The 2,654-nt window shown below is 55.8% G+C and carries 1 rRNA gene; it reads left to right on the forward strand.

Annotated features, from left to right (window positions below):
- Positions 1–20: 20 nt before the first annotated feature.
- A 23S ribosomal RNA gene (locus tag N536_RS0135790) occupies positions 21–2,654 on the forward strand; the annotation flags it as partial.

Raw genomic sequence — 2,654 nt, forward strand, 5'->3', positions numbered from 1 at the left:
TTTTTGGTTTTTGTGTTTTGTTGTAAGTGTTTAAGGGCGCATGGTGGATGCCTTGGCATCAGAGGCCGATGAAGGACGTGGGAGGCTGCGATATGCCTCGGGGAGCTGCCAACCGAGCGTGGATCCGAGGATGTCCGAATGGGGAAACCCAGCACGAGTGATGTCGTGTTACCCGTATCTGAATCTATAGGGTGCGGGGGGTAACGCGGGGAAGTGAAACATCTCAGTACCCGTAGGAAGAGAAAACAATTGTGATTCCGTGAGTAGTGGCGAGCGAAAGCGGAGGATGGCTAAACCGTATGCATGTGATACCGGGTAGGGGTTGTGTGTGCGGGGTTGTGGGACCTGAGTTTCTGGGGCTACCTCTCCAGAGGGCAGTGAGAAAGTGACGTGGTTAGCGGAAGTGGTCTGGGATGGCCTGCCGTAGACGGTGAGAGCCCGGTACGTGAAAACCCGTTGCCTGCCTTGTTCAGTGTTCCCGAGTAGCAGCGGGCCCGTGGAATCTGCTGTGAATCTGCCGGGACCACCCGGTAAGCCTGAATACCTTCTGATGACCGATAGCGGATTAGTACCGTGAGGGAATGGTGAAAAGTACCCCGGGAGGGGAGTGAAAGAGTACCTGAAACCGTGTGCCTACAATCCGTCAGAGCCCTCCTTCGTGGTGGGGTGATGGCGTGCCTTTTGAAGAATGAGCCTGCGAGTCAGGGACATGTCGCGAGGTTAACCCGTGTGGGGTAGCCGCAGCGAAAGCGAGTCTGAATAGGGCGTATCCGATCCGTGGGGATTGGTGTAGTGGTGTGTTCTGGACCCGAAGCGGAGTGATCTACCCATGGCCAGGGTGAAGCAGCAGTAAGATGTTGTGGAGGCCCGAACCCACTTAGGTTGAAGACTGAGGGGATGAGCTGTGGGTAGGGGTGAAAGGCCAATCAAACTCCGTGATAGCTGGTTCTCCCCGAAATGCATTTAGGTGCAGCGTTGCGTGTTTCTTACCGGAGGTAGAGCTACTGGATGGCCGATGGGCCTCACAAGGTTACTGACGTCAGCCAAACTCCGAATGCCGGTAAGTGAAAGCGTGGCAGTGAGACGGCGGGGGATAAGCTCCGTGCGTCGAGAGGGAAACAGCCCAGATCGCCGGCTAAGGCCCCTAAGCGTGTGCTAAGTGGAAAAGGATGTGCAGTCGCGAAGACAACCAGGAGGTTGGCTTAGAAGCAGCCACCCTTGAAAGAGTGCGTAATAGCTCACTGGTCAAGTGATTGTGCGCCGATAATGTAGCGGGGCTCAAGCACACCGCCGAAGCCGCGGCAATCAGAATTCTGTTCTGGTTGGGTAGGGGAGCGTCCTGCATCCAGTGAAGCCGCCGAGTGATCGAGTGGTGGAGGGTGTGGGAGTGAGAATGCAGGCATGAGTAGCGATAAGGCAAGTGAGAACCTTGCCCGCCGAAAGACCAAGGGTTCCTGGGGCAGGCCAGTCCGCCCAGGGTGAGTCGGGACCTAAGGCGAGGCCGACAGGCGTAGTCGATGGACAACGGGTTGATATTCCCGTACCCGTGTGTGCGCGCCCGTGACGAATCCATTCTGCTAACCGTCCAAAACCTGCATCACCAATCACCTTCGGGTGTGCGGGGTGTGGGGGCTGCACGGGACCCGGATGGGTAGTAGTCAAGCGATGGGGTGACGCAGGAAGGTAGCCGTACCAGTCAGTGGTAATACTGGGGCAAGCCCGTAGGGAGAGACCTAGGTAAATCCGGGTCTCACATAATCCTGAGAGGTGATGCATAGCCGAGTGAGGCGAATTCGGTGATCCTATGCTGCCAAGAAAAGCCTCTAGCGAGTGCTCACACGGCCCGTACCCCAAACCGACACAGGTGGTCAGGTAGAGAATACCAAGGCGTACGAGTGAACTATGGTTAAGGAACTCGGCAAAATACCCCCGTAACTTCGGGAGAAGGGGGACCCCTTACCGTCAACACCCTTGCGGTGGGTAGCGGTGGGGGGTCGCAGAAACCAGTGAGAAGCGACTGTTTACTAAAAACACAGGTCCGTGCGAAGTCGCAAGACGATGTATACGGACTGACGCCTGCCCGGTGCTGGAAGGTTAAGAGGACCGGTCAACCACTTCGGTGGTGAAGCTGAGAATTTAAGCCCCAGTAAACGGCGGTGGTAACTATAACCATCCTAAGGTAGCGAAATTCCTTGTCGGGTAAGTTCCGACCTGCACGAATGGCGTAACGACTTCTCAACTGTCTCAACCATAGACTCGGCGAAATTGCACTACGAGTAAAGATGCTCGTTACGCGCGGCAGGACGAAAAGACCCCGGGACCTTCACTACAACTTGGTATTGGAGTTCGATACGGTTTGTGTAGGATAGGTGGGAGACTGTGAAGCTCACACGCCAGTGTGGGTGGAGTCATTGTTGAAATACCACTCTGATCGTATTGGGCTTCTAACCTCGAACCGTATATCCGGTTCAGGAACAGTGCCTGGTGGGTAGTTTAACTGGGGCGGTTGCCTCCTAAAGAGTAACGGAGGCGCCCAAAGGTTCCCTCAACCTGGACGGCAATCAGGTGTTGAGTGTAAGTGCACAAGGGAGCTTGACTGCGAGACGTACATGTCGAGCAGGGACGAAAGTCGGGACTAGTGATCCGGCACCCCC

The organism is Mycobacterium sp. URHB0044, from assembly GCF_000620625.1.
GTDB lineage: Bacteria > Actinomycetota > Actinomycetes > Mycobacteriales > Mycobacteriaceae > Mycobacterium.